A 24,929-nucleotide genomic window follows, 5' to 3' on the forward strand; every position below is an offset into this window, starting at 1 on the left:
GAACCATGGACTTCACCTTCACCGCCGATCAAAGCGAACTCGCGGACCACGTACGTAAGTTCGCCGACTCTCGGATCGCGCCGCACGCCCGGCAGAGCGATGCGCGCGGCAGCTATCGGCCCGGTCTGCTCGCCGAGATGGGCGCCGAGGGCCTGTTCGGCCTGCGCATCCCGCGGGAGTACGGCGGGAGGGAACTGGACGCGACGAGCGCGGGCATCGCGCTGGCCGAACTGGCCGCGGCCGACCTGTCGGCGTGCTTCCCGGTGCTCAACGCGGCGCTGGTGGGCGGTGTCCTGGCGGCGAACGGTACGCCCGCACAACTCGCCGAATGGTTACCGTCGATCGCCGCCGGCGAGACCATCGTGGCCCTGGCGCTGACCGAACCCGGGCACGGCACGGACGCGGCGAACATCGGGATGCGCGCGGAGCCCACCGCCGGCGGCTGGGTGCTCTCCGGCGAGAAGACCTCGATCATGGCCGCGATGTACGCCACCCACGCGCTGGTGTTCGCGCGCACCGGCGGGGCGGGCGCGCACGGCGTCACCGCGTTCTACGTACGGCTCGACGACGCGCACGTGAGCCGAGAACAGCTCGACGACCTGGGCTGCCGGGCCGGCGGCCGCGGCCGGCTGCTCCTGGACGGGTTGCCGGTGGGTGCACGAGACGTGGTCGGCACGCCCGGCCGCGGCTTCGTCGAGGTGATGCGCGGCTTCGGGGTCTCCCGGGCGTTGATCTCGCTGATGGCGATCGCGGTCGGGCAGGCCGCACTCGACGAGGCGATCGGGCACGCCGGGCGGCGCGAAGCGTTCGGGCAGCCGATCGGCCGGTTCCAGTCGGTGGCCTTCGCCCTGGTCGAGCACGCGACGATGTTGCACGCCGCGCGCCTGCTCGCCTACGAGGCGCTGGCCGTGGCGGACGCCGGCGAGGATCCGCGAATCCCGGCGAACATGGCCAAGTGGTGGGCCCCCAAGGCCGCGATGGACGCCGTGCATCAGGCGCTGCTGACCTTCGGCCAACTCGGCTGGACCGAGGACGGCCCGATCGCCCGCCGGCTCCGCGACGTGATCGGCCTGCAACTCGCCGACGGCACCGCCGCCGCCACCAAGCTCGTGGTGGCCCGCAAACTCCTGGGCCGCACCGCCGCGCCGTGAGAGGAGGGGAAGCCGCCGGGAAACGGCCGGGGACGGCGGGCGACGACGGACGCGGCCGCGAGCGAGGACGCACGGCCGAGGCCGGGCGTTCGAACGCCGAACACGCCTGGGGTCACCCCCCGGACGCACCGGCGTTCGAGGTCGCTCGTGTTCCCCGGTAGGTGGCCATCTTGGCCCGGGTGCCGCATACCGCCATCGAGCACCAGCGGCTGCCCCGATTGCGCGAACGATCGTAGAAGGCCCATTCGCAGCGGTGTTCCCTGCACGACTTCAACCGCTGCCAGGTGCCGTCGAGCCGCGCCTCGACGGTGGCCGCCAGCACGGCGGCCCATACGCCGGGCAGTTCCGTGCGCGCCGGCCGGAGCAGGGTATCCGGCGCGCCGCCGTCGAAGCCGACGACCAGCGGGCATTCCCGCGCGATCCGGTCGAGCACCCGCCGGGCCCGCTCGTCGGCCGGCGCGCCGTTGTTCTCGCGCAAAAGACTCCGCAACGCCTCGCGCAGCGTGATCGTGCGCGCGAGGTCGAGGTCGTCCGGCGCGGTCGCCGTCGGTGCGAAGCCGTTGCGCGCCAGCCAGCGGTTCAGGCCCTGGGCCGAGGCGAACTCGTCCGGACCGAACTCGACGTTGACGCTGTTCACGAACGCCTGCACCCGCGCGAGTCCGCCCGGTGCGACCGCCCGGTCTCCCGGTTGTCGGATTTCGCGTTGTGACTGCATGCCGCCCATGCTACCGGCGTCTCCGTTTCACTGGTGGTTCCCACTCGTCCGTGCTCCCGGCCGGCCACACCCAGGACACGATCGACCAGCACCCCCGCGCCCCCGGTGTATCCGGCCGGATCCAGGAGTTCCGCCAGGCGCTCGGCGGAGATGCGCGCCGTGACCTCCGGCTCGCCGGCCAGCACCTCGGCCAATGTCCGCCCGGTCCGCACCGCGCTCGCGGACGCCGCGGCCGACAGCGCCTTGGCCCGGTCCCGCCCGAGCGCGGGGGTCAGGGTCGCCGCGAGCCGCTCGGTGACCATGTGGGCGCCGGTCGCCGCCACATTGGCGCGCATGCGTTCGGGGCGGACGACCAGGCCCTCGGCGAGCTCGACGGCCGTGTGCGCTGCGCCGCCCGCGAGCCGCAGGCCCTCGCGCAACAACAGCCACTCGGCGTGCCACGCACCCGCCGAGCGCTCGTCCTCGGCGACCGAACACCCGGACAGCGCCGCCGCGATCGCCGGCACCTGGAGCGCCGCGCTGCGCATCAGCGTGGACAACACCGGATTGTGTTTGTGCGGCATCGCCGACGATCCGCCGCGGCCGGCCACGTCGGGTTCGGCCACCTCACCCACCTCGGTCCGCGCCATCACCTGCACATCCACCGCGATCTTGCCCAGCACGCCGGTGGTACCCGCCAGCGCGGCGGCCAGGTCGATCATCGGGGTGCGCACCGCGTGCCACGGCAACGGCGTTCGGGCCAGGCCGACTTCCGCGGCGAACGCGTCGACCAGCGCCTCGACGTAGGCGCCCGGGTCGAGCCGTTCGGCCGACTCGTCGCGGCCCGCGTCCTCGCGCTCCGCGGTGGCGAGCGCCGCGTACTCCAGATAGCCCGCCAGCGTGCCGGCCGCGCCGCCGAGCGACACCGGCAGGCCGTCCGCGAGCAGCACCTCGATCCGTCGTCGGGCATCCAGGACCGACTGTCGCCAGCCCGCCGCCTTGAGGCCGAAGGTGGAGGGCACCGCGTGCTGGGTCAGGGTGCGTCCGGCCAGCACGGTGTCCCGATGCCGCTCGGCGAGCGCGCCGAGCGCGTCGGCGATCCGGGTCAGGTCGGTCCGCACGATGTTCAGGGCCCGCGCGGCGATCAGCATCGCGCCGGTGTCCAGGATGTCCTGGCTGGTGGAACCTCGGTGCACGAACTCTGCGGCTGCCGGGTCCCGTTCGGCCACCGCCCGGGTGAGCGCGGCGACCAGCGGGACCACCGGATTGGCACTCTCCCGGGCGGACACGGCCACCTCGCGCAGATCGAAGCGTTCGGCCCGGGCCGTCGCGGTGATGATCTCGGCGGCGGCCCGCGGCAGGGTGCCCAGCCGCGCCTGGGCCCGGGCGAGCGCGGCCTCCGCGTCGAGCATGGCCTGGAGCCAGGCCCGATCGCATACGGCCGCCTCCACCGGTGTCCCCGCCCGGACCGGGGACAACAGTCCCGCGTCCTGCTCGATGTCCGGGCGATCGCACCCGTGTGGGTCGAGTGGGTCTGGGTCTGTGGTCACACGATCACTCCGTTCGGGGTGATGTCCGGGTCGGTCGACAACACCGGACGCACGCTCGCCGGCACTACGGAGGCGGCGGGCAGCGCGAGGACCGCGCGGGCGATCGCGTCCGAGTCGGCGAGCGTGACCGAGTCCACGCCGGGACGGATCCCGGCGGCGGTGACCCAGTGCACCGATTCGGTCGGCACGCCGTAGGCGTATCGGCGCGGATGCGGCCGACCCCGCCCGTCGATCAGCCGGTACGGCCGCTCGGTCACCGCCAGGCCACCGGTCTCGTAGTCCTCGCCGCCGACGCCGCGGATCCGGTACGGCGCGGCCTGGTCGGTGCTCAGCAGGTGGCGCAGCAGCGGGTCCTCGGTCCGGCGCAGGTCAGGTTCGGGCAACCGGGCTTCGATCAACACCGCGGCGCGTACCGGCGGGCCCGGGACCACGGTGGAGGCGGCCACGAACGCCGGTTCGGCGACGTCCAGGCAGATCCGGGTGCCCGGGCCGGTCAGGGTCAGCACGCCGGCCTCGATCAGCGCGATCATCTGCTCGATCCGCTTCGCCGGCGGGCCGATCGACAGGAAGCCGTTGAGCGGGGTGTACCACCCTTCCAGGTCGTCCCGGTGCGACTCGCCGGTCAGGCCACCGTGATCCACCGCGAGCCGGATCTCGTTGCGCAGGTCCCGCAGGACGTCCAGTGCGGCTTTGAGCGGCCCGTCCACGTTTCCCTCACGGGCCGCCGCGACGTCCCGCTCCAGGTACTGCACCAGCCACCCGGTGAACTCCGCCCGGCTCGCGAACTCCCGCTCACCGCAGGGCCGGGAGATCGCCGACCAGTCCCAGTGCGCGGCCCGCTCGATGCCGTACGCGACCGCCAGGTCGGCACTCTCGTCGTCGTCCGAAACCGCAAGGAACGCCCGGGTGAACGCCGCGCATTCGGCCTCCCGGCGACCTCGCCGGCGCAACAGCGCCGCGTAGTAGACGCCTTCCACCTCGCGCGCGATCAACGGCCACAGGTCCGCGGTGAAGTCGACCGGCCGCCCCGCGCGGGCGCGCCGCCGCAAACCCTCGACGTACTCGGGCGTCAGCAGCCGCGGGGCATGCCGCCCGTACGCGCCCTTCCGGTTCTCGCCCCGCGCCTGGTAGGGCACGCCGCGCCTCGAACTCGCGTACAACACAGGCTCGTTGCCGGACGGATGGTATTTTGTTCGCCCGTCCTCGGCGCGACCGAAGCGGCCGCCCCTGCCACTGGTGAAAAGGGCCATGTAGTCGAAGAAGTTGAGCCCCAGGCCACGCAACAACACGTTCTCGCCGGGCCGGACCCGCTCCAGGTCCAGGTCCGCCGGGTTGGCCGGGGTGATATAGGTCAGGTGGTGGATCCGGGCCAGGCTCGCGGTTCGGGCCTCGCGCGCGGACAGTCGGGCCGGCAGATGCCCCAGGGCCAGTACCACCGCGTCCAACCCGTGCAGTCGGGTGCCGTCCTCCAGGCGCACTCCCTGCGGGCCACCCGGGATGCCATGCGTGTCCGCCAGCGCCACCGCGCGCGAGCGGTGCACCCGCACCGCGACATGTGCCGGCGCGCCGGCCACCACCTGCTCGAACGCGTAGTGCAGGTAGCGGCCGTGGAACGCGCGCGTGGGGTAGTCGTCGGGGCCCAGCGCACGAGCCTCGGCGAGGATTTCCCCGTCGTGCTCGCCCGTCTCGCCCGCGGCCGTCGACCGTGCCCATTCGTACAGACTCGGCCCGGGTACGATCGGCCCCTCGATCCGCGAATTCGCGTCGGTGTACACGGTGATCTGCGCCGCGACGGTGTTCGTCAGCAGGTGCTGCGACTGCTCCGAACGCCAGACCGCGCCGGCCCCCGGCGAGGCGGGGTCGACCACGTGGATCGTGACCTTCGGATGTATGGGCGCGGCACGTTCGTTGGCGCACAGGCGCTCCACGACGGAGAGCCCGCGTGGCCCCGCGCCCACGACGCAGACCCGGATCGGGCCGGCGGCGCTCATGCCGCCGCCTCCGCCGCGCCCGGCCCGCCGACCCGGAACCCGTGCATCCAGGCCACGTGGTCGTGCAGTCGATCGGCCGACATCGCGCCGAGCAGCGCGTTCCTGGACTCGGCCTCGGCACCCGCGGGATGCCACAGGCGGATGCTCTCCCGCGCGGCCAGCGTGACCCGGGTGGTCCGCTCGTGCCGCGCGTCGCGGTACCCGGCCAGGCGCTTCGGCAGTTCGTCGGGTCGCGCGTCCGCCAATCGCGCGCCGAGCACGACGGCGTCCTCCAGGGCCTGGCACGCGCCCTGCGCCGCGTAGTGCAGCATCGGGTGGGCCGCGTCGCCCAGCAGTGCGACCCGGCCGTCCGTCCACCGGGACACGGGGTCGCGGTCGACCAGCATCCAGGTCTTCCAGTCCGCGCCGAGTTCGAGCAGGCGCTGTGCGGTGCCGCCCAGGTCGGCCAGTTCGCGCAACACCCGATCCCGGTGCACGCGCTCGCCGGCGACGGCCTCGGTGCCGCCGTCCGCGCGGCTGGCCGCCAGGTTCAGGAAGCGACCGCCGGCGATCGGGTAGTGCACGAAGTGGCAACCGGGTCCGGCCCACCACACCACCGACCGGTCGAAGCGCAGCGCGTCGGGCACCCGCTCCATCGGGATCACCGCCCGGTAGACGCTGATCCCGGAGATCCGCGGCTCGCCGTCGCCGACCAGCCGGGCCCGGATCGCGGAGTGGATCCCGTCCGCGCCGATCAGTACGTCGCCGGTGATCCCGGTGCCGTCCGCGAGCAGGGCCGTCGCGCTCGTGGTGTCCCGGGCGTAGTCGACGACCTGTGCGCCGGCATACAGCGACACGGTGTCGGCGGCCAGGCACGCGTCGAGCAGCGCCCGATGCAGTTCCGCGCGATGCGCGACCACGTAGGGGCCGGCGAAGCGGCGCCGGTATCGCTCGGTCAGCGGCAGGCTCGCCACATGCGCACCGGTGACGCCGTCCATGAAGCGCAGTTCGGCCATCCGCACCGCGGTCGCACGCACCGCCGCGCCCACGCCCAGGACGTCCAGGGCGTGCAGTCCGTTGGGGGCCAGTTGGATACCGGCGCCGATCTCGGCGAACTCGCCCGCGCGTTCGAGCACGACCGCGTGGTGTCCGCGGGCGGCCACCGCGAGAGCCGTGGCCAAGCCGCCGATCCCGCCGCCCGCGACGATGACCTCGGCCATCACGCACCCCGATCCTCGTCTTCGAGCCGGCGCGCCAACTCGAGACGTTTGATCTTGGTGGTCGCGGTCTGCGGCAGGTCCTCGATCCGGCGCTGGACCGGATCGGCCAGGTCGGGGAGTTCGGCGGTGGCCGCACGCCAGGCGTCCGGGTCGATGGGGCGGTCGTCCCTGGTGCACACCACCGGCACCGCGCTGCCGTCGGCGCCGGGCACGATGACCACCTCGGCGAGTTCGTCCAGCTTGTCGAACAGCGCGTCCTCGGCGGCCAGCGTGGAGCCGAAGCCCTCGATCAGGTCGACCTCGCGGTCCAGCAGATGGATACAGCCCCACCTGGTCCGGTAGCCGACGTCGCCCATCCGCCACCAGCCGTCGGCGGACACCTGCGCGTCGTAGCGATCCTGTTCGCCGAGGTAGGTGAGGACTCGTCCGTCGCTCTTGACCTCGATGAAGCCGGGGTGCTCGGCGGACGGCGGCCGGCCCGCCCGGCCGACCACCCGGGCGGCGGTCATCCCGGGGAAGGGGCGGCCCACACAACGACCGTCGGCGTCCGGGGCCCGGCCCCGGGTGAAGGCGCGGACCACGGCCGGTCCGACCTCGCTCTGGCCGTACAACTGGCCGAACAGCGGCGCGCGGCGCCGGGTGGCGGCCAGCAGTCGGTGCACGGTGCGCGGGTGGATCGCGTCGAAGGTGGAACTGAACAGCTTGACGCCGGCCAGGGGTTCGCGCGGATCGTCGGCCAACTCCTCCCATTCCATGAAGGTGTTGGGATGCGCCTCCAGGATTCCCGGTCGCAGCCGTGCGAACAGATCGGCGGCGCGTCGGGGATCGGAGTCGGCCAGCACGGCGATCGGGAAACCGCGCAGCAGCGCGATGGCCAGCGCGGTGATCAGCCGGGAGTGCACGAACGACACGTGCAGCGCGATGGTTTCCCGGCGCCGCAGGATCGGCGCGACGATCGCGGCCTGCGGGCGGTATCGGGCCTGGAGGCTGCGACCGGTGTGTACGGCGAGCTTGGGCACGCCGGTGGTGCCCGAGGTGTGGGTGATCAGCGTCGGCTCCTCGGCGGGCCGCGTCACCGCGGGCACCCGGGTCGCCCCGGCGAACGCGTCCAGGGTGGTGGCGTCCGGATGTGTGCCCTTGGTCAGCAGCACCCGCGCCGTCTCGGCGAAGAGCGCGCCCGGCAGCCCGTCGAGCTTGGCTTGGTCGGTGACCAGGAACGGCCGGTCGGTGCGCCGCACCAACTCGGCGACGGTCGCGCCGTCGAGCATCGGCGACAGCAGCACCGGCACCCCGCCGATTCGAGCGATCGCGCAGGCCAAAAGCGTGATGTCGAAGCCGTCGCGCTTGTGCACCACGACCCGGTCGCCGGGTCGGATCCCGGCCGCGTCCAGCCGGGCCGCGAAGTCGTCCACCAGGTCGGCGATCTCCGGGATGGTCGCGCGCCGGCCCAGATCGGGAGCGATGTCCAGGTCGTGGTCGAGGATCAGGACGTTGGTCGGGTGTCGGGCCGCCGCGCGTTCGAAGAGCGTGCCCAGTCGGATGCCGCGATTGCCGATGCGCTGCAAGAACATGAGGTCATACCTTCGTCGGTGGGTTCGGGCGGGCCGACGACCACGCCGGGAGGGTGCGAGACGGCGGGCGGTGGACCCGATCGGCCGCGGGCCGGGCAGGGCGGGCGCCGGCGGCGACGGTTCAGTGCCGGCCGGTGGTGGAGCGCTCGGCGATCCGCTTGACGCGTTCGAGGGTGACCGGCAGATCCGCGGCGAGTTTGGCGCCCCACTCGGCCAGGAAGCGCCGCGTCTGCGCCTCGTCCATCGCCGCGGTGATGCCGCGGATCCCCTCGGTCGCGTGGCCCATCCGGAACCGGTGGGTCAACACACAACCGCCGGTGGCGGGCTCGATGTCGTAGCGCCACACGCTGTCCTGCCGGACCCCCGCCGAGTCCCGCATCGCCCAGCCGAAGCCGTGCCCGGGGTCGGCGGCGATCACTTCGGATTCGGTGAACCACGTGCCTCGGACCACCGGCGCCCAGCCGACCACGTCCGGGGCCCGCAGGTTTTCGCCGCGGAACACCGCCCCCACCGTGCCCGGTTCGCCGCTGATCCAGGTGCCGCCGACACACTCGGGACTCCACTGCGCGCTGCGCGGCAGGTCGCTGACGAGTGCGTAGACCTCGGCCGGATCGGCCGCGATGTGCGTATGCGCCGCCACCAGGAACAGTGGCGCACGCTCGCCGACCTCGAAGGTCGCCGAGCCGGGTGCGTTGGTCATCTCCTGGTGCCCCTTTCGGTGTCGCCGACATGGCGAGAGCATTGCTACCACTCATCACGTTATGGTGGTAACAGTGCGGCGACCACGCCCCGGCGATAAGACGTGCTTCTCGTATCGCGAAGCCACGCGCGTTTCGAACCGGCGGGTCACGCACGGGAATTCACGTCGGCCGATGCCAGACTCCGTTACATGCGCGCTGCCTACCTCGAACGGCTCGGCCCGCCATCGGAGATCCGCTTCGGCGAGCTGCCCGACCCCCGCCCCGGCCCCTGCGACGTGCTCGTCGACGTGTGGGCCGGCACGGTCAATCCGGTCGACACCTTCGTACGTTCCGGGCGGTTCGTCACCCCCGTGGCCTTCCCGTTCGTGATCGGTCGCGATCTGGTCGGCCGGGTCGCCCGGGTCGGCCCCGGTGCGCCCGGCTTCGCCGTCGGTGACCGGGTATGGAGCAACAGCCTCGGCCACGGCGGCCGGCAGGGTGCGGCGGCCGAACGGGCGGTGATCGCCGCCGACCGGCTCTACCGACTCCCGCCGGGGGTGGATGCGTTCGCGGCCGCGGCGGTGCTGCATCCCGCGGCCACCGCCCACCTCGCCCTGTTCGCGCACGGTGGTCTGCGCGCCGGCGACACCGTGCTGATCGCGGGCGCCGCCGGAAACGTCGGCAGCGCACTGGTCACTCTGGCCGCCGAGGCGGGTGCCCGGATCCTGGCCACCGCCTCGGCTCGGGACGCCCGATACTGCCGCGAACTGGGCGCCGAGATCGTCTGCGACTATCGCGATCCCCAGGTGACCCGACACCTCGCCGAGGCCGCCCCGAACGGCGTCGACCTGTATCTGGACACCTCCGGCCACAACGACCTCGTGGCGGCGGTCGGCCTGCTCGCTCGACGCGGCCGGATCGTTCTGCTCGCCGGCGCGGGATCGGGCACCGCGCCGGTGTTGCCCGCGAGCGAGCTCTACATGAAGGACGGCTCGATCCGCGGCTTCGTGATCTCGCACGCCGGCATCGACGAACTCGCCGCCGCCGCGGACACGATCAACCGCCTGCTCGGCGCCGGCCGGCTGCGTCCGCGCACGATGGAGATCCTGCCGCTGTCCGCCGCCGCCGACGTGCATCGTCGGATGGAACGGCACGAACTGCACGGCAGGAGGGTGGTACTGCGCACCGACGGCGCACCCCGACCCGCCGCATTCGGTCCGGCCCGGGCGTGACCCCGCACGATCCGCGGCGTTGTCACCATGTCGGACCGGTACCGCCGAACACCGAGGGAGCACGGATGTTGCAAGGTTTGGCCCATGTCAGGTATCAGGCGGCGGACTTGCCCGCGGCCCGTCGTTGGTACACCGAACTGCTGGGCGTGGAGCCCTACTTCGAGCGACCCGGGTATGTGGAGTTCCGGGTCGGCGACTTCCGGCAGGAACTGGGACTGGTGGACGCCCGCTACGTCTCGGAGTTGGGCGCACACGGCACGGCCGAGGCAGGCGGTGCCGTCGTCAGTTGGCATGTCGAGGATCTTCCCGCCGCCCTGGCCCGGTTGTCGGCCATGGGTGCGAGGGAGCACGAGCCGGCGCGCGACTTCGGCGAGGGCTTCGTCGGTGCCTCGGTGCTCGACCCGTTCGGGAACGTACTCGGCATCATGCACAACCCGAACTACCTGGACGTCCTGGCCGAGACCGGCAAGGGCTGAGCCCGGCGACGCGGCTCGTCGTCCCCGTCGGGCGCCCCGGAGACGACGGCCGCTCGCCCGAGGGTTCAACGCGCGTGGGCCGCCTCGATCACCTCGACCATGCGGTCGATCGTGGGCTCGTGCAGTAGGTCACCCAACTCGACGTCCACGTCGAAGAGTTCGCGTACCTGCTCGGTCAGGCGGGCCCCGCGCAGCGAGTCGCCGCCGAGTTCGAAGAAGTTGTCCCGCACGCCGATCCCATCCAGTTCGAGCACCTTCGTCCACAACTGCACGAGCGAGTGCTCGGTGTCGGTGTGCGGCTCCCGGTACGGGCTGTCCAGGTCCGGCCGCGAGCGCGGCGGTTCGGGCAGCGCGGCCCGGTCGATCTTGCCGTTGACCGAGGTCGGCAGCCCGCCCACGACATACGCGGACGGCACCATGAACGCGGGCAACTTCTCCCGCAGCGCCCGACGGATGTCGCGAACCGCCGGCGCCGGTTCACCCTTCGGCTCGATGTACGCGGTCAGTCGCACGTCCCCGTCCGCATCCCGATGTGCCAGGACCGCGACCTGGGCGACGCCCGGCTGCCTCGCGGCGACCACCTCGATCTCGCCCAGTTGCACGGTGTTGCCCTGAACCTTGAGTTGGTTGTCCACCCTGCCGATGATCTCGATGCCGCCGTCCTGCCAGTACCGCGCCATGTCGCCGGTGCGGTAGAGCATCGGGTTCGGGTCCACGTCGATCGGGTTGGGCACCCACTTCAGCGCGGTCGCCTCGGGCCGGTTCAGGTAGCCGGCCGACAGGCTGTGGCCCGCGATGCACAGTTCGCCCACCACACCCGGCGGCACCGGCGCGAGGTTCTCGTCCAGCACGTAGATCTTGACGTTCGGGATCGGCCGGCCGATCGGCGGCAGCCGGCGACCCCGTCCCTCCGGCCCCAACTCGCGGCCCAGCTCGGTGATATCGCAGCCGGCGACGGTGGTCGCCTCGGCGGAGCCGTACAGGTTGATCAGGCGGAACGGCAGCCCGGCGGGCGGCCAGGACTGGATCCGCTCGCCGCAGACCCTGATGTTCGCCAACGGGGTGTCGGCGGGCCAGTCCAGGCTCCACAACCGCTCGGCCATCGGCTTCATCAACAGCGTGGTGGTGATCCGCTTGTCCAGGTACCAGTCCTGGAGCAAGTGCGGGGATGCCACCACGGACACATCGGGGATGTGCACCGTGCCACCCGCGGCGAGCACCGGGAAACACTCGACCTCGACCATGCCGTAGCCGGGCGCCGCCAGCCAGGTGCCCTGGGTGTCGGTGTTCATCCCGGTCATCTCGCACATGCTGTGGATCTGATTGCGCGCCGCCCCGAACCGGACCAGAACCGCTTTCGGCGCACCGGTGGAGCCGGAGGTGTAGCAGATGTGGATCAGGTCGTCGACGTCCACCGGCGCGCTCACCTCGGTGCTCGGCTCGGTGTGCCAGTCGGCGACGTCGAGCGCGAGCACCGGGCAGTGTCCGCGGACCGTGTCCTCGTGGGCGGACAGCGTCACCACCGCGGCGGCCGAGGCGTCCTCGACCATGAAGCGCACCCGATCGGCGGGAAAGTCCGGGTCGAGCAGGATCGCCGCAGCCGCGAGCTTGAAGCAGGCGAGTTGGGCGATCAGGCTCTCCGCGCCGCGCGGAAAGCAGACTCCGACCCGGTCCTGCCGGCGAACACCGATCGCGGCCAGGCGGTGTGCGAGTCGATTGGCCCGGTCGTCCAGTTCTCGATAGGTCAGCGCGGTGTCGGGCAGCGCGATCGCGGTCGCCTGGGGGGTTCGGCGCGCGAAGTCCGCGACGATCTCGTGGAAGAACGGCTCGGGTACGGACTGTTCGGTCCGGTTCCATTCGACCAGGATGCGCTGCCTCTCCTCGTCGCCCAGCAGCGGCAGATCACGGACGAGCACGCCTTCGTCGTTGCTCAGCGCGGTGAGCAGACGGGCCAGGTGCCGGCCGTACTGGGCGGCTGCCTCGTCGTCGAACTCGTCCTGGAAGAGCAGCAGTTCGTAGGTTCCCCGGTCGACGGTCAGGGTCAGCGCGGCGCGGTCGGCAACGTCTTGCGCGGCCGCGTCGGCCACCATGCCGTGGCAGGGGCGACCGGCCGCCGGTTGGGCGGGCGGCGCGGCGGCGACGGCGGCGAGCAGTTCCGCCGCCGTCTCGTCGCCGGACACCCGCGGTTCGATGATCTCGGTCGGGCCCGGACCGATCCGGCGAGCGATCAGCAGATCGGTCTCGCCGGTGTAGCGGTGGATCAGCGCCGCGAGCGCCGCCGACGCGTACCGCTGCGGATCCGACTTCGCCCGCTCGGGGGCGGCGATGGCGATCCGATGCACCGCACCGGTGCGATCACCATCGATGTGCCGGGCGAGCGGAAGTGCCGAACTCGTGGTCGTGGCCACCGGAATCGTTCCTCTCGAATTCTCGGGTGTCTGGGTGCCTGGGTGCCTGGGCGTCTCGGTGTCCCGAGCGCCGGGGGAGGTGTCGGGAGCCGGGTGTCGGTTCGAGCGCTCAGGCCACCATCACCGACGGATCGGCCGCCCGCCGGGCCGTCACCGCCTCCGCCAGCCGCTCGACCATGTGCGTGGTCTGCTCCCAGCCCGCACACGCGTCGGTGACGCTCTGGCCGTAGGCGAGGCCGTCGGTCCGACCCAGGATCAGGTCCTGTCGGCCGCAGGCCAGGAAGCTCTCGATCATCATCCCGGCGACGCCGGACTCACCGTCGGCGATGCGTTCGGCGACGTCCTCGACCACGTTGGCCTGTTCCTCGTGGTCCTTGCCGCTGTTGCCGTGACTCGCGTCGATGACCACCCGCCCGGGCAGTCCCGCGGCCTGCAACCGATCGAGCGTCTCGGCCACGTCGGGCGCGCTGTAGTTGGGGCCCTCGGTGCCGCCGCGCAACACCACGTGGCAGTCCGGGTTGCCGCTGGTGGTCACCACCGCCGCCTGCCCGTCGTCGGTGATGCTCGGGAACACGTGGCTGTTCGAGGCGGTGACGATCGCGTCGATCGCGTCGTCCGTACGACCGGCGGTGGTGTTCTTGATCCCGACCGGCATGTCCAAGCCGCTGGTGAGTTGGCGGTGCACCTGACTTTGCACGGTGCGCGCACCGATCGAGGCCCACGAGACCGCGTCGGCGAAGTACCGGGCGATCATCGGGTCGAGGAACTCGCAACCGATCGGCAGTCCGGTCTCCAGGATCCGCACCATCAGTCCGCGCGCCATCCGCAGCCCGGTGTTCAGGTCGTACGACCCGTCCAGGCCGGGATCGCTGACCAGTCCCTTCCAGCCCATCCGGGTACGCGGCTTCTCCACGTATACACGCATGACGATCAACAGTCGGTCGGCCACCTGCCGGGACAGCTCGGCCAGGCGCTCGGCGTAGACCAGCGCGGCCTCGGTGTCGTGAATCGAGCACGGACCGGTGACCAGGACCAGGCGATCGTCCTTCCCGTTCAGGATCCGCTTGACATCCCGGCGCGCCGCCAGCACGGCCTTGCGGGTCTCGGGCGGGATCGCTATCTCCTTCCGCAGGGCGGTCGGCGACATGAGTCTGTCGACCGCGGTCACGCGGGAGTCGGGGTTGCCGCCGAGGCTCATGACGGAGTTCCTTCCTTTCGCTCGCGGGGCCGGGACCGATCCGTCGCGAACACGGCGGCGGAGAAGGTGAAGCCCATGCCGGTGCCGATCACGAGCACCCGCGCCCCGGGCGCCAACAGGTCCGCCTTGAGCAGGTGGTCGAGCGCGTAGATCTGGTCGGCCGCACCGAGATGACCGATGGTCAGGCCGAGTTTGTGCAGATCGCGGCGGGGGGTGATGCCGAGCGGCCGTACGAAGCTCTCCCGGTAGAGCGTGCTGCCGACGAACGGAGTGACGAACCAGTCGATCTGCTCCTGCTCCAGTTCCGCGTCGGCCAGGGCACGGGCCACCACGCTGCGGGTGCGATCCGCCGAACGGGTCTGTACGTCCCGGATGGAAATCTCGCCCCGGGCCAGGAATTGCCGGGTGCGGTGCCGGATGTCGCCGAGTTCGGCAGGCGCGGTGCGAAACGGCTCGTCGCCGCGGGAGAGCCCCTCCAGGACCGTGTCGGTCTCCGAGACGAGCGAGACCAGCCGCAGCCGACCACCGCCTCGGGCGAGCACGGCCGCCGCGGCTCCGTCGCCGAACACGATGCCCGGGGAGGTGTGCCAGCGATCGGTCGGCGGCGCGAACCGGTCCCCCAGCGTGATCAGCGCGGACGGCAGCGCGGGGCGCGACGCGAGCATCGCCGCGGCGATGTCGATGCTGGCCAGCGAGCCGTTGGACCACGCGGAGACGGTCGTGGGTATCCCGTCGACGCGCGGACCCAACAGTTCCTTGGCGATCCAGCACGCCGCGGGCCACATGTCGATGCCCTGGAAGTGCCCGTGGCTGTGCAGGTACAGGCTGCCCGGGTCGACCACGGTGCCGTACTCCTGGGCGTCCTTGATCGCCTGGCGCCCCGCGATCACGGCCATCTCCGGCGGCGCGAGCCGGGCCTGGGCGACGCTGACCATGCCGGTGCTCTCGGCGGCCTCGCTCTCGTAGTGGCCGGCCGCGACCGCGTCCGCGACCGGAGTGCGCTCGCCGAGTGTGCCGCCGGTGCCGGTGAGCCAGATGTCATCGAAGCGCATGGCTCGGGCTCCCCTCCGGGGTCGAGGCGACCGGCAGGTCGCGCAGGTGGTGCCCACCGGAGGTGATGCGTGCGCCACCGCCGACGCCGACCAGAATCTCGTGCGCGACGCGGACCAGAACCCGGCCCACGGCCGAGTCGATCGCGCCGGCGAGGTGCGGCACGCTGGTGCGGTAACCGACCTCGAACACGGCCTCGCAACCGTCGTCGGTGTCGGTGCACGTCCACGCGCCGCCGAACTGTTGGAAGTCGCCGTCGACCTGTTCGAACTCGATCCGGTACGGCTGCTGCCCACCACTCGCGTCCCGGGTGCGTTGCGTCCACCGGGCGGTGCCGCCGCGGAAGGCGAGCGTCCACTCGCGCAGGTCGTCGCCGACGTCCCGGACCGAGACGATCTCGGCGGCCCGGTCGGGGAACGCCCGCTCGTCGCGCAGTCGTTCGATCGCGCTCGCCGCCGAGCACGGCAGTGCGGCCTTGAGGGTGCGGGAAGTCATCGGGCTCCTCCGAGTCGGGGCGTCGGGCGCACGATGCTGACGCCCTGTAGATGCGTGGTGCGCAACATGGGATGGCTCGCCTCGCCGAAGGCTCCGCCGGTCAGGCCGGTGCCGCCCGAGTTGGGCAGGAACGGGAGGAAGTTGCCGTGCGAGTCGTTGATCTTCAGGTTGCCGCCGTTGCCGACTGCCGACAGGAACCGCTCGATGTGCTCCGGGCCGGTCGACCAGAACGAGTTCCGCAGGCCGTAGGCGTTGCTGTTGACGAAGGTCAGAATCTCGTCGAACAATCGCTCGTCCGAGTCGCCCGGCTCGGGCACGATGATCGGCAGCAGCGGGAAGAACGTCTCGTCCCGGACCACCGACAACGAGCGGGCGTCGCCGAGTCCGGCCACCCGCACGATCGTCGGTTCGATGAAGAAGCCGGTGTCCGACGGGGTGCCGTCCACCTCCAGGCGACGGCCGCCGTGCACCAGGGTCGCGCCGCCCATGAGGGCTTCGGTCAGGCAACCGAAGAACCAGTCGGCGCCGAGCACGGGGGTGAGCACCACGCCGGGCTCGTCGGGATGGCCGGGGTGGATCTTGCCGGTCGCCACGATCAGCCGTTCGATCAGCTCGTCCGCGATCGCGGGGTGGGCGACCACCTGGTTGGGCACGTTGCAGATCTGACCGGAGTTCAGGAAGAACTGGGTCACGGTCTCCACCGCGGCGTCCAGATCGGCGTCGGACCACACCACGCAGCAGTCGTTGCCCGCGAGTTCGAGAATCGGCTTCTTGCCCGCGGCGATGCAGTCCCGCTCGAAGGCCAGGCCCTGCTTGCTGCCGCCGTAGTAGACGATGTCGTTCACGTGTTCGCTGGCCAGCCAGGTGTCGACGGCCGGCGGTCCGCAGTAGGCGTTCAGCGTGCCGGCGGGCGCTCCGGCGGCCTCCAGCACCGGCGCCACCACCTCGCGCATGGCGTACATGCAACTGAGCGCGACACCGCGCGGTGCGCGGACCACGACCGTGTTGCCCGCCAACAGCGCGGTGATCGCGGACAGCGCGTTCACCGTCGCCGCGTTCTGCGGCGGGTTGACACACACCACACCGTCGGCCACGCGTCGCAGGATCATCTCGCGCTCTCCGTCGTGACGACGGAACTCCAGTTGTTCGGCGCACCATTCGAGCGTCTCGGGGCTCCACCCGGTGAGCGGGATCCCGTCGATCATCGCCTCGGCTCCCGAACGGGGCTGCCCCTCGGCGACCAGGATCTCCACCAGCGGATCCCGGTGTTCGCCCAGCCGCCGCGCGATCGCCCGCCCGATCTCCATCCGGGTGGCGAGCGGCGTGCGCGCCCACTCGGGCGCGGCACCGGCGGCCGCCTCGAGCGCCGCCGCGATCATGCCTTCGTCGGCGACCGCACACGCTCCCGCGAGCCGATCGCCGGCGCTCTCCCGGTCGACCTTGCCCAGGTCGAGATCACGCTTCAACCGCAGACTGGGAAAGGTGTCCTCGATGATGGCGCGCGCGGTGACGGTGTGCACGTACTCCCCGCCTTCGCCGCCGATGTCCCGGCCGCCGATGTAGGCGGGATACACCCTGGTGGTCACGGTTCTCCCTTTCGAGCGAAGGATGTGGTTACCGGCAAAAACGCTACGCAGGTAACAGAACCGGAACAACGCACCCGCGATAAGAGTTCGTTCTCACCCTGCGAACCGGACCGACGGGCCGGGCGGCCGGAGACCGATCCCGCCTACCGAAGCTCGGTGAGCGCCAATCGCTCGACGTGCCGAGCGATCCTTCGAGCCCGCGTCCGGGCCCGCTTGGCATCGGCCACCGAAAGCAACACCTGATACCGCCGACTCGCGCTCAACGCCGAGAACGCCCCAGCCGCAGGCGGACACGCGTCCAGCGCCACCCGCAGGTCCGCCGGTACCTCCGCACTGCGTGGCGGCTCCATCGCCGCGTCCCAACGCCCGTCCGCCTTGGCGGCCTCGATCCGAGCCAACCCCGAGGGCCGCATCCGCCCGCGCTCGATCAACGTCTGCGCCCGCCGGCAATTGATCCTCGACCACCTGCCGCGCGCCCGACGCGGGGTGTACCGCTGCGCCCACCACCCCGGCGGCGTACCACCGGAGAACGCCTTGCCGTCGATCCAGCCGTAACACAACGCCACGTCCAACGCCTGCCCTCGGGTCACCGACGGCTCCGCCGTGCCCTTCTTCGCCAACGCCACCCACACCCCGTCCGAGTCGGCGTGGTTCGCCTCCATCCAGCTCCCGAATGCCTCCGCCGAGGCGAAGTACAGGGTCTCCTCACCCTCGTCGCCGCTCATGGGCGCACCTTCTTCTCCGCCAGATCCCCCAACAACCCACCCAGAATCTCGGCTCCGTGATCGGTCAACACCGAAGCCGGATGGAACTGCACCGAAGCGAACCCGGGCCCGCGCAGCGCGTGCACCTCGCCACTGCCCGCGTCGCGGAACACCTCGACCGCACCGTCCCGCACCGCGCACCGGATCGAATCGGTAGGGCTCGATGCCGCGAACGTGTTGTAGAACCCGACGCGTTCGGCCCGCCCGAAGCAGTCGACGGTCCGTTGGGTGCCCTGATTCGGCAGCGGATTGCGCACGATGTCCAGGCCGAGCATCGTGCACAACACCTGATGGGCCAGACATACCGACAGGAACGGCGTTCTTGCCGCCAGCAGCGTGCGCGTCACCTCCCGGATCCGGGCGATCTTGGGATGCGCGTGATCCCGCGGATCCCCGGGGCCGGGGCCCACGATGACCAGATCGTGCTCGTCCAGGCGATAGTCCTCGTCGAACCGCCGCACGGTCACCACCAACCCCTGCGCGGCCAACAGGTGTCGACCCATCGAGGTGAAGGTGTCCTCGGCGTCGATCACCAGCACGGTACGACCCGCCAACCTCGGTTCGGCCCGGGTGCGTTCCCCCGGCCCGGCGAACCAGAAACCGGCCAACGGCCGGTTCCGCGCCGCCAACGCCCGTCGTACCTCCGGATGCTCGCCGAGATCGGCGCCGGTCCCGGCCGACCGGCCGACCGCACCGCCCACCGGACCGCACAACACCTCCAGCAGGCCCGCCGCCTTGGCCCGGGTCTCCGCAGCCTCCGAGGCCGGGTCCGAATCACGCACCAGCGTCGCGCCCACCGGGATCCGCACGTGTCCCGCCGGATCGACGTCGGCCGTCCGGATCAAGATCGCCGAGTCCATCGCCCGACCACCGTGCGCGTCCCGCCCGATCAAGGCGACCACGCCCGCGTAGTAACCGCGCCCGGCCGGTTCGTGCCGCGCGATCACCCGGCACGCGCTCTCCAACGGGCCGCCGGTGACCGTCGGCGCGAACATCGTCTCGCGCAACATGTCCCGTACGTCCAGCGAACTGCGGCCCTCGATCAGGTACTCGGTGTGGGCCAGCCGCGCCATGCGTTTCCACCGCGGTCCCACCACACGACCACCGAGGTCGCACACCCGGCCCATCATCTTGAGTTCCTCGTCGAGCACCATGTACAGCTCGCCGGCCTCCTTCTCGTCGGCGAGGAAGTCCAGCACCTCGCCCAGGTCCGGTCCACCGTCCGGATACCGATACGTGCCACTGATCGGATTCATCACCACGGTGCCCGCGTCCAGGCTGATGTGCCGCTCCGGCGAGGCGCCCACGAACGTCCGGCCGGCCGTGTGGATCACGAACGTCCAGTACGAACCCGGATCGCGTCCGAGCAACCGACGGAAGAAGGCCAACGCGGTATGCGGCGACCAGTTGCCGATCTCGACCCGGAACGAGCGCTTGATCACGAAGTTGGCGCCGGTACCGCGCCCGATCTCCTGCGCCAGCACCGTGCGCACCGTATTCGCGTACTGCTCGTCGTCGGCGTCGAAGCCGCCGCGGCCCAGCTCGATCGGCCCGTCCGGCAGCCGATCGAGGATCTCCGCGACGGACACCGCGTCCTGGTCCACGACGGTCATCGCCAGCAGCGGTGCGCCGTCGTCGGGAAATTCGTAGCCCCGCTCACCGATCTGCCGATACGGCAGCACGGCCAGCGTCTCGTGCCGGCCGCGACCGCCGGCCGGCGGCAGCGGGATGTCCGCGATCCGGTCCGGCTCGGTGATCCGCCCGATCAGTACGTCGATCCGCTCGGGACCGGCCGCGCCCGGCCGATGCAACAACGCGAACGGCGGCGGGTCCGGGGCCAGGATGCGATCCAGGACGGATGGTTCGGGCAGCGGGCCGGTCATCGCCGCGCTCCGCCCGACATCGCCGTCGACATCGCCAACGCGACCCGGGTGGACACCGTCACCGAGCACCGGGACGCCACATAGTCCAGCGCCATCCGGTGGTACTGCGGCGAGAAGTCGGCCACCGCGTCGGCCACCACGAAGGTCTCGATGTCGTGCGAGAAGGCCTCGTGCGCGGTCATCAGGATGCCCACGTGCGCGTAGACGCCGCAGATCACCAACTGATCCCGGCCGTGCGCGCGCAGCAGGTCGAGCAGGCCGGTGCGAAAGAACGCGCTGGGCCGCCATTTGGTGAACACGGTGTCCGCCGCGTTCGGCGCGATCCGGTCCGGGATCATCCGCTGCCCGGGCTCGGCGGTCATCCCCGGGCCCCAGAAGTCCTTGAGCAGGCCGCGCTGTTCGTCGCTCATTCCGCCGGGTTGCGCGGTGTACGCGACCGGCGCTCCGCATTCGGCGAACCGGGCCCGCAGCGCCGCGACGTTGTCCATCAGGTCGGCCATCGGCGCCCGGTCCGCGTCGAAGGGCCGCAGGAAGTAGTGCTGTAGATCGTGGATCAGCAACATCGCGCGCGCGGGATGGATCGTCCAGGACGCGACGTTGCGCGGCAGCTCGTCCTCGGTCGGCATGGGGTAGGACGCGATCGCCGGGATCGCCATGACGCCTCCGTTCTCGTGCGGTGGGGGACGCTCGACAAAGCGCGCGCTCAGTTGCCCAGCGCGGCGCCGCCGTCGACCGTGAGCTCGTGGAGCGTGATGTGCGCGGCACGGTCGGAGAGCAGGAACAGCACCGCGTCCGCGACGTCTTGCGGGCGGGCGAGTCGGCCGAGCGGAATGCCGACCCGGAAGGTGGCCGCGGTGCCCTCGATGGAGGCGGCGCGCGCGTCGCCGTCCGCCCACAACGAGGTCAGCATCGGAGTGTCGGTGGAGCCCGGGGCGACCACGTTGCACCGGATGCCGTGCCCGGACAGTTCCAGGCCGAGCGACTTGGTGTAGACGGTCGCCGCGGCCTTGGACGCCGCGTACGCCGCCATGTCCCAGCGCGGGGTGCCCGCCGCGTTGGAGGCCACCGTGACGATCGCGCCGCTCGCGCGCGGGATCATCCGGCGGGCCACCGCGCGGCAGACGTGAAAGACGCCGGTCGTGTTGACCGCGAAGGTCTGCTCCCAGTCCCGATCGCAGAGTTCGACCGCGGCGCCGGTGCGCAGCACCCCCGCCGCGTTGACCAGGTAGTCGATCGGCCCGAGTTCGTCCTCGACGCGGGCCACCACCGCGTCCACGTCCGCGCTCGATCGCACGTCGGCGGCGTATCCGCGCACGCGGTGTCCGGCCTCGGTCAGTTCCTCGACCGGCGGGCCGAGCGCCTCGGCGTTCGCGTCGAGGGCCGCGACCGCGATCCCCTCGGCGGCCAGCGCGCGCGTCACCGCGCCGCCGATGCCGCCTGCCGCCCCGGTGACCAGGGCCGTGGTGTCCCGCATCGGGCCCACCTCACTTCCGCTGTCGTCGAGATGTGCGGGGTCGTCCGGTGAGCGAGGCCACCACGTCCGGGTCGATGCCCAGGCAGCGCACCGAGAACGAGCCGAGCGCCGCCAGGTAATCCGCTTCCAGGTCGGCCTCGTCGATGCCGTCGGCCCGACCGCCCTCGACCAGGACCCGACCCGCGACCACGACGGTGTCCACGTCGGTGGATCCACCGAGTGCGAGGAAGCCCTCCAGGGGTCGCGGGTTGAGCAGATAGCGCCAGTCGTCGGTGGGGATCAGTTGGAGGTCCGCCTGCTTGCCCACTTCGAGGCTGCCGATCTCCGCGGCCCAGTCCAGGCCGCGGGCGGGCAGCCGGGTGGCCATCGCCAGCGCGTCGGTGGGCAACACCTCGGTGGGATCGGCGTACATCTCGTTGTACATCTGCCAACAGGCCCGCATGGCCTCGGCCATCCCGCCGATCGGCAGCGAGGCCCCGTCCGTGGACAGCGAGACGTCCAGACCGGCGCGCCGGAATCGGGGCATCGCCCGGGTCTCGGTCAGTGCGGACTCCCCGGCCGGACCGTACTTCGCCGGCGAGTGGCTGATGTGCGCGTTCGCCTCGATCAGCAGCTTGCTCTCGTCCTCGTCCGCGAACGCGCAGTGCACCGCCATGAACCGGTCCGACAGCAGCCCGAGTTCGGCGAAACGGCGGACCGGGGTGTTGCCGTGGTAGGCCAGCATCACCGCCGACTCGTTGCGCAGCGCACCCACGTGCGTGCCGAACGGGACGTCGTATCGATTCACCAACTCGGCCAGTCCGGCGCCGAGTTCGTCGCTCATGTTGGTGCCGTAGACTGCGGTCGGCCAGGCCCGGACCAGGTCGTCGGGGGCGGCCGCGACCTCGCGCAGCACGTCCTCGATCCGGCGCAGTTCGTCGTCCGCGTCCCGGGTGCGACGAAAGCGTGTCTCGCCCGCCGCGCACACCGCGTCGCTCGCCCACGTGCTGACCACACAGCGCATGCCCAGGTCCCGCGCCGCCCGGATCAGCGCCTGGGGCCGGTTGAACGAGCCGACGTCGCCGAGGGTGGTCGTACCCGACCGCAACTGGGTCCACATCGAGTAGCGCGCGATGGCCGACGCCTCGTCCGGGGTGAGCAGTTCGAGCTGATCATGGAAGACGTCGAAGGCGGTCGAGATCTGTCGGACGTCGCCGCCCAGGGCCATGAACGCGGGTTTGTCGTCCCGGTCGGCGGGTGGACGCAGGGCCCCCTTGAACGGGAAGCGCAGCGCGAACATCTCGTGCCAGTGCGCGTTCACGAAGCCGGGCAGGATCATCTTCCCGCGTGCGTCGATCGTGCGCAGGCCCGCCCGCAGCGCCGGTGTCAACGCGGCCTCGACGTCGGCGGTGGTTCCGACCGCGGTGATCCGCCCGGCCTCGACCAGGACCGAGCCGTCCGGGATCACTCGTGCGCCGGTGTCTCCCGGATACAGGCAGCCGCCGCGAACCAACAGCGCGCTCATCGCTTCGCCCCCGGCGACCCTTTCGCCCCGGCCGAGGCCAACCGCTCGGTCCACGCGTCGATGGTCGGTTCGGCGGCCAGATCGCGGAATTCGATCGCCAGGCCCTGCCGTCGCCACCGGTTGACCAGCCGCATCATCTCCAGCGAACCCAGGCCGAGCAGCACGAGGTTGGCGTCGCCGGCGATCTCACCGGGCGGGGTGCCGATCATCGCCGAGACGCTCGCGCGCAGGTCGGCCGAGGTCGGCGGCGCGGGAGCGGGAGCGGGCCCGGCGGTCCCGGCCGTACCGCCGGCGCCGGCGTCGTGGTCGGTGCCGGCATTGCCGGCGGTACTGGTGGTGCCGTCCATGTGCGGTTCACCCTTCCCGGTGTTCGCAGACGCTTGCGGCCGGTCCCCAATTCCGGCTCAGTGTCGGGTCGTTCGCCGCGGCCGTGAGGATCTTCTTGTCCACCTTGCCGAGCGCGGTCAGCGGGAAGGCGTCGACGTGTTCCATCCGGTCGGGCAGCTTGTACTCGGCCAACCCGCGCTCGTGCAGGGCCCGCTTGAGGTCGGCCAGGGTGAGTGGTTCGCCGCGGCAGATCACGAACGCGTGGATGCGCTCGCCGAGAAACTCGTCCGCGACCGGGACCACCGCGGCGGCGTCGACCGAGGCGCAGCTCAGCAGGTGGCCCTCCACCTCGCCGGCGGCGATCTTGTCGCCGCCGCGGATCACCACGTCCTTGAGCCGTCCTTCGATCACCAGGTGCCCGGCCGGGGTCAGTCGGGCCAGGTCGCCGGTGCGGTAGAAGCCGTCCGAGGTGAAGGCACGCCTGTTGTGCTCGTCGGCGCGGTAGTAGCCACGCAGTGTGTACGGGCCGCGGGTGAGCAGTTCGCCGACCGTGCCGAGCGGCACGTCGGCGTCCTGCTCGTCCACCACGCGCACCTCGTCGGCCGCCGAGATCGGGCGGCCCTGCGTGGTCAGGACCGCCTCCGCGCAGTCGTCGGCGCGAGACATCGCAAGCAGGCCCTCGGCCATCCCGAACACCTGCTGCAGTCGGCTGCCGAAGCCCGGCTCGATCCGGGCGGCCAGTTCGACCGGCAGTTTGGCACCGCCGATCTGGATCAGCCGCAGGCTCGACAGGTCCGCCGCTCCCCACTCCAACGCCTCCAGCCACAGTCGGGCCACGGTGGGCACGACCGAGGTGAAGGTGACCCGCTCGTCCTCGACGGCACGAAAACAGTCGTCCGCGGAGGGGTCCTCGGCCAACACGACCGTGCCGCCGGCCCCGAGCGTGCCGAGCACACCGGGGCAGCCCCAGGTGAAGTTGAACTCCACCGGCAGCGCGGCCAGGTACACGTCGTCCGGGCCGACCTCGCATACCTCGGCCGCGGTCCGGATCTGATACGCGTAGTCGTCGTGTGTGCGCGGAATCAGCTTGGGCAGCGCGGTGGTTCCGCCGGAGAGCAGGAAGAACGCCACGTCCGCCGGGTCGTTCGCGGGCAGCGGGAGCGGATCCGCGTCCACGCTCGCCAGTGGGACCACCGCTGCGCCGGCCGCGGCCGGCGGGTCACCGTGCACGAACACCGTGCGCAGAGTCGGGATCTCGTCGAGCATGCGGAGTGCGAGACCGGCGTGGTCGAAGCCCCGATGACGATCGGGCACCACGTATCCCGACGCCCCGGACGACGCGCACAGGTGCCGGATCTCGTTGGCACGGTGCGACGCGAGCGAGAACACCGGCTTGACGCCGACCCGGAACAGCGCGAACGCGACGATCACGAATTCGGCGACGTTGGGCAACTGCAGCACGACCCGCTCGCCGGGTCGCAGGCCCAGCCGGCGGAAGCCGGCCGCCGTCCGGTCGATGCGATCGGCCAAATCGCGGTAGGAGTAACGGCGTTCGCCGCCGACCAGGGAGGTGCGGTCGCCGTGCGTGTCGGCCCAGACCCGGGGCAGGCCGCCGAGGTCGACGCCCGGCCACAGCCCTTCGCGTCGATAACGCGCGGCGACCTCCGCCGGCCACGGCACACATCCGTCCGGCATC

Annotated in this window: 21 protein-coding genes; 3 read left to right on the forward strand and 18 right to left on the reverse strand. The window is 71.6% G+C overall.

The features are described from left to right. Positions 1-5: 5 nt before the first annotated feature. Complete coding sequence (locus ACH4U8_RS23280) at positions 6-1,151, forward strand: acyl-CoA dehydrogenase family protein (RefSeq protein ID WP_395779862.1); 1,146 nt, start codon at positions 6-8, stop codon at positions 1,149-1,151. Positions 1,152-1,263: 112 nt separating this feature from the next. Here ACH4U8_RS23280 and ACH4U8_RS23285 read toward each other — a convergent pair whose 3' ends face one another. From ACH4U8_RS23285 to ACH4U8_RS23310, 6 genes are all read right to left on the reverse strand, one after another. Continuing rightward, positions 1,264-1,788, reverse strand: a complete 525-nt coding sequence (locus ACH4U8_RS23285) for a CGNR zinc finger domain-containing protein (RefSeq protein WP_395779864.1) — start codon at positions 1,786-1,788, stop codon at positions 1,264-1,266. Next, positions 1,785-3,395, reverse strand: a complete 1,611-nt coding sequence (locus ACH4U8_RS23290) for an adenylosuccinate lyase family protein (RefSeq protein ID WP_395779866.1) — start codon at positions 3,393-3,395, stop codon at positions 1,785-1,787. Before ACH4U8_RS23290 ends, ACH4U8_RS23285 begins: the two co-directional genes overlap by 4 nt. Continuing rightward, positions 3,392-5,386 carry an FAD/NAD(P)-binding protein gene (locus ACH4U8_RS23295; RefSeq protein ID WP_395779868.1) on the reverse strand — a complete coding sequence of 665 codons (1,995 nt, stop codon included), beginning with the start codon at positions 5,384-5,386 and terminating at the stop codon, positions 3,392-3,394. The genes ACH4U8_RS23290 and ACH4U8_RS23295 overlap by 4 nt, the downstream gene beginning before the upstream one ends. Then, on the reverse strand, positions 5,383-6,585 hold the full coding sequence (locus ACH4U8_RS23300) for an FAD-dependent monooxygenase (protein WP_395779870.1): 1,203 nt from the start codon (positions 6,583-6,585) through the stop codon (positions 5,383-5,385). Before ACH4U8_RS23300 ends, ACH4U8_RS23295 begins: the two co-directional genes overlap by 4 nt. Then, positions 6,585-8,156 (reverse strand): class I adenylate-forming enzyme family protein, encoded by a 1,572-nt coding sequence (locus tag ACH4U8_RS23305; protein ID WP_395779872.1) that lies wholly within the window; start codon positions 8,154-8,156, stop codon positions 6,585-6,587. The genes ACH4U8_RS23300 and ACH4U8_RS23305 overlap by 1 nt, the downstream gene beginning before the upstream one ends. A 121-nt stretch (positions 8,157-8,277) precedes the next feature. Next, entirely contained in the window at positions 8,278-8,856 is a 579-nt protein-coding gene (locus ACH4U8_RS23310) for an SRPBCC family protein (protein ID WP_395779874.1), read from the reverse strand. Between the two features lie 189 nt (positions 8,857-9,045). Between ACH4U8_RS23310 and ACH4U8_RS23315 the strand changes: the two genes are divergently transcribed. Continuing rightward, on the forward strand, positions 9,046-10,068 hold the full coding sequence (locus ACH4U8_RS23315) for an NADPH:quinone reductase (RefSeq protein WP_379988095.1): 1,023 nt from the start codon (positions 9,046-9,048) through the stop codon (positions 10,066-10,068). 65 nt (positions 10,069-10,133) lie between these two features. Beyond that, the gene (locus ACH4U8_RS23320) at positions 10,134-10,544 is read left to right on the forward strand and encodes a VOC family protein (protein ID WP_360321573.1); all 411 of its coding nucleotides are present in this window, start codon (positions 10,134-10,136) and stop codon (positions 10,542-10,544) included. Positions 10,545-10,609: 65 nt separating this feature from the next. Here the strand turns inward: ACH4U8_RS23320 and ACH4U8_RS23325 are convergent, their stop codons facing one another. From ACH4U8_RS23325 to ACH4U8_RS23380, 12 genes are all read right to left on the reverse strand, one after another. Continuing rightward, complete coding sequence (locus tag ACH4U8_RS23325) at positions 10,610-12,952, reverse strand: amino acid adenylation domain-containing protein (protein ID WP_395779876.1); 2,343 nt, start codon at positions 12,950-12,952, stop codon at positions 10,610-10,612. Positions 12,953-13,061: 109 nt separating this feature from the next. Further along, positions 13,062-14,150: a 3-deoxy-7-phosphoheptulonate synthase gene (locus ACH4U8_RS23330; protein WP_395779878.1), complete on the reverse strand. Its 1,089-nt coding sequence runs from the start codon at positions 14,148-14,150 to the stop codon at positions 13,062-13,064. Beyond that, complete coding sequence (locus ACH4U8_RS23335; protein WP_395779880.1) at positions 14,147-15,202, reverse strand: ketoacyl-ACP synthase III family protein; 1,056 nt, start codon at positions 15,200-15,202, stop codon at positions 14,147-14,149. Before ACH4U8_RS23335 ends, ACH4U8_RS23330 begins: the two co-directional genes overlap by 4 nt. Then, positions 15,189-15,695: an SRPBCC family protein gene (locus tag ACH4U8_RS23340; protein WP_360321561.1), complete on the reverse strand. Its 507-nt coding sequence runs from the start codon at positions 15,693-15,695 to the stop codon at positions 15,189-15,191. The genes ACH4U8_RS23335 and ACH4U8_RS23340 overlap by 14 nt, the downstream gene beginning before the upstream one ends. Beyond that, positions 15,692-17,281 carry an aldehyde dehydrogenase family protein gene (locus tag ACH4U8_RS23345; protein ID WP_395779882.1) on the reverse strand — a complete coding sequence of 530 codons (1,590 nt, stop codon included), beginning with the start codon at positions 17,279-17,281 and terminating at the stop codon, positions 15,692-15,694. The genes ACH4U8_RS23340 and ACH4U8_RS23345 overlap by 4 nt, the downstream gene beginning before the upstream one ends. A gap of 143 nt (positions 17,282-17,424) precedes the next feature. Further along, positions 17,425-18,006, reverse strand: a complete 582-nt coding sequence (locus tag ACH4U8_RS23350) for a YdeI family protein (protein ID WP_395779884.1) — start codon at positions 18,004-18,006, stop codon at positions 17,425-17,427. Beyond that, positions 18,003-19,928, reverse strand: a complete 1,926-nt coding sequence (locus ACH4U8_RS23355) for an anthranilate synthase family protein (protein ID WP_395779886.1) — start codon at positions 19,926-19,928, stop codon at positions 18,003-18,005. Before ACH4U8_RS23355 ends, ACH4U8_RS23350 begins: the two co-directional genes overlap by 4 nt. After that, a complete protein-coding gene (locus ACH4U8_RS23360) occupies positions 19,925-20,584 on the reverse strand; it encodes an isochorismatase family protein (RefSeq protein ID WP_395779888.1) in 660 nt (219 codons plus the stop codon). Before ACH4U8_RS23360 ends, ACH4U8_RS23355 begins: the two co-directional genes overlap by 4 nt. 47 nt (positions 20,585-20,631) lie before the next feature. Further along, complete coding sequence (locus ACH4U8_RS23365; RefSeq protein ID WP_360321546.1) at positions 20,632-21,402, reverse strand: 2,3-dihydro-2,3-dihydroxybenzoate dehydrogenase; 771 nt, start codon at positions 21,400-21,402, stop codon at positions 20,632-20,634. 10 nt (positions 21,403-21,412) lie between these two features. Next, positions 21,413-22,906 (reverse strand): amidohydrolase family protein, encoded by a 1,494-nt coding sequence (locus tag ACH4U8_RS23370; RefSeq protein WP_395779890.1) that lies wholly within the window; start codon positions 22,904-22,906, stop codon positions 21,413-21,415. Beyond that, complete coding sequence (locus tag ACH4U8_RS23375) at positions 22,903-23,253, reverse strand: phosphopantetheine-binding protein (protein WP_395779892.1); 351 nt, start codon at positions 23,251-23,253, stop codon at positions 22,903-22,905. The genes ACH4U8_RS23370 and ACH4U8_RS23375 overlap by 4 nt, the downstream gene beginning before the upstream one ends. A 7-nt stretch (positions 23,254-23,260) precedes the next feature. After that, positions 23,261-24,928: a (2,3-dihydroxybenzoyl)adenylate synthase gene (locus tag ACH4U8_RS23380; RefSeq protein WP_395779894.1), complete on the reverse strand. Its 1,668-nt coding sequence runs from the start codon at positions 24,926-24,928 to the stop codon at positions 23,261-23,263. Between the last annotated feature and the right edge of the window lies 1 nt (position 24,929).

This window comes from Embleya sp. NPDC020886 (assembly GCF_044333915.1).
Taxonomy (GTDB): domain Bacteria; phylum Actinomycetota; class Actinomycetes; order Streptomycetales; family Streptomycetaceae; genus Embleya.

Coding starts and splice junctions, on each gene's coding strand:
- ACH4U8_RS23280 (WP_395779862.1), top strand. CDS start 6: ATGGACTTCACCTTCACCGCCGATCAAAGCGAACTCGCGGACCACGTA.
- ACH4U8_RS23295 (WP_395779868.1), bottom strand. CDS start 5,386: ATGAGCGCCGCCGGCCCGATCCGGGTCTGCGTCGTGGGCGCGGGGCCA.
- ACH4U8_RS23300 (WP_395779870.1), bottom strand. CDS start 6,585: ATGGCCGAGGTCATCGTCGCGGGCGGCGGGATCGGCGGCTTGGCCACG.
- ACH4U8_RS23305 (WP_395779872.1), bottom strand. CDS start 8,156: ATGTTCTTGCAGCGCATCGGCAATCGCGGCATCCGACTGGGCACGCTC.
- ACH4U8_RS23310 (WP_395779874.1), bottom strand. CDS start 8,856: ATGACCAACGCACCCGGCTCGGCGACCTTCGAGGTCGGCGAGCGTGCG.
- ACH4U8_RS23315 (WP_379988095.1), top strand. CDS start 9,046: ATGCGCGCTGCCTACCTCGAACGGCTCGGCCCGCCATCGGAGATCCGC.
- ACH4U8_RS23320 (WP_360321573.1), top strand. CDS start 10,134: ATGTTGCAAGGTTTGGCCCATGTCAGGTATCAGGCGGCGGACTTGCCC.
- ACH4U8_RS23330 (WP_395779878.1), bottom strand. CDS start 14,150: ATGAGCCTCGGCGGCAACCCCGACTCCCGCGTGACCGCGGTCGACAGA.
- ACH4U8_RS23335 (WP_395779880.1), bottom strand. CDS start 15,202: ATGCGCTTCGATGACATCTGGCTCACCGGCACCGGCGGCACACTCGGC.
- ACH4U8_RS23340 (WP_360321561.1), bottom strand. CDS start 15,695: ATGACTTCCCGCACCCTCAAGGCCGCACTGCCGTGCTCGGCGGCGAGC.
- ACH4U8_RS23350 (WP_395779884.1), bottom strand. CDS start 18,006: ATGAGCGGCGACGAGGGTGAGGAGACCCTGTACTTCGCCTCGGCGGAG.
- ACH4U8_RS23355 (WP_395779886.1), bottom strand. CDS start 19,928: ATGACCGGCCCGCTGCCCGAACCATCCGTCCTGGATCGCATCCTGGCC.
- ACH4U8_RS23360 (WP_395779888.1), bottom strand. CDS start 20,584: ATGGCGATCCCGGCGATCGCGTCCTACCCCATGCCGACCGAGGACGAG.
- ACH4U8_RS23365 (WP_360321546.1), bottom strand. CDS start 21,402: ATGCGGGACACCACGGCCCTGGTCACCGGGGCGGCAGGCGGCATCGGC.
- ACH4U8_RS23370 (WP_395779890.1), bottom strand. CDS start 22,906: ATGAGCGCGCTGTTGGTTCGCGGCGGCTGCCTGTATCCGGGAGACACC.
- ACH4U8_RS23375 (WP_395779892.1), bottom strand. CDS start 23,253: ATGGACGGCACCACCAGTACCGCCGGCAATGCCGGCACCGACCACGAC.
- ACH4U8_RS23380 (WP_395779894.1), bottom strand. CDS start 24,928: ATGCCGGACGGATGTGTGCCGTGGCCGGCGGAGGTCGCCGCGCGTTAT.